At 62.6% G+C, this 1,611-nt stretch carries 1 protein-coding gene; it reads right to left on the bottom strand.

The features are described from left to right. Positions 1–85: 85 nt before the first annotated feature. On the bottom strand, positions 86–1,611 hold a 1,526-nt coding region (locus AC1DUU_RS31455), incomplete at its 5' end, for an ABC transporter substrate-binding protein (RefSeq protein ID WP_476787217.1).

The raw sequence follows: 1,611 nt of genomic DNA, 5'->3' as shown, positions 1-1,611 counted from the left end.
GGTTAGGGGTGGGGGCGATTGTAGGCACTGCAATTTCCAGGGGCATGCTCAGTAACGGATCATCGTCCCAGCTAAGGCGATGATGTCACGTTTCGACATAGGTGTCCGCCCAGTTCGAAACCGCCCAGCGTGGGTTGTTCGCAACGTTCTTCACGCTGTCGCGGGCGACGGTGATGAAGCCCCATTCGGCGACGTTGATCAGCGGCAGGTCCTCGACCACCTTCTTCTGGAACTCGTCGTAGAGATCGGTGCGGGCCTTGTCGTCCAGCGTCTCCGCCGCCTTGGCGATCAGTGCGTCGAGTTCGGCGTTCTTGTAACCACCCTGGTTGGAGAAGGGCACGCCATCCGGGATACCCGACTGCACCAGGATCGTGGTCGAGATCGCCGGGTCGCCCCGGAACACCGGCGGTGCGATGGCAAGGTCGAAGGCGTGGTCGGTGTAGACGGCCTTCTGGTGCGCGGCCGAGTCGTTGTTGACCAGTTCGGCGTCGATGCCGACAGCGGCGAGCGCCTGGCGCAGATAGTCGCCGAACTGCTTGGTCTCGCTGAAATAGGGTGCCGGCAAGAGCTTCAGGGCAAACCGGTTGCCGTTGTCGCCCTTGGGATAACCAGCTTCGTCCAGCAGCGCATTGGCCTTGGCGACGTCGAATGCGTAAGTCGGCACGTCAGTCGAATAGAACTGCTTGTCGTTGACCGGCACCGGCCCCGTCGAGGGCGTGGCGTGGCCGAGGAAAATCGTCTTGACGACAAAATCCTTGTCGATGGCGTGCGCGATCGCCTGGCGCACCTTGAGGTCGGCCAGTTCCTTGCGGCGATGATTGATCTCGACTACCAGCTGATAGGTCAGCGCCTCGTAGCCGTCGCCGATCACCTTGATGCCGGGCACCTTGGAAATGCGCTCCAGGTCGGCCAACGGCACCGCCGAGAAAGCGGCGAGCTGGATTTCTTCCGCCTCCAGCGCACCGGCGGCAGCCGCACGGTCGGGCAGCACGCGATAGATGATCTCGTCGAGTTGCGGCTCGCCTTCGCGCCAGTATTTGTCGTTGCGCTCAAGCCGGTAATATTCGCCGGCCTTGTGCTCGGCGAACTTGAACGGCCCGGTGCCGATCGGCGCATTGTTGGCCGGGTTCGCGGCAATGTCGGTGCCTTCATAGACATGCTTGGGCACGACCGATGTCAGCGCAGGCAACGCATTCTTGATCAGTTGCAGCGGCGTCGGCTCGGAGAATTTGAAGACAGCCGTGTGCGCGTCGGGAGTCTCCACCGCTTCGAGGTTCTTGAAGACGACACGGCCGAGATTTTGCAGCGGCTTCCAGATGCTGAGCGCGGAAAACGCCACATCGGCCGAGGTGAACGGCTTGCCGTCGTGCCAGGTCACGCCCTCGCGCAGCTTGAAGGTCACCGACAGCCCGTCTTTCGAACCTTCCCAGCTAGTCGCAAGCCGTGGGTCGAGCCCGCCTTGGCCATCGAATGAAGCTTCGGCCAGCGGTTCGATCACCTTGCTTGCAACGAAGAACACGCCGTTGGAGGCAACGATTGCCGGGTTGAGGTTGCGCGGCTCGGAATCGGCGGCGACGACGAGGCGCCCGCCCTTCCTGGTCTGCGTCCAGC

It is taken from the genome of Aminobacter sp. P4_H6_2 (assembly GCF_056400805.1).
Note: the sequence above shows the minus strand (reverse complement) of the source record. Positions and strands in the feature narration are given on the sequence as shown.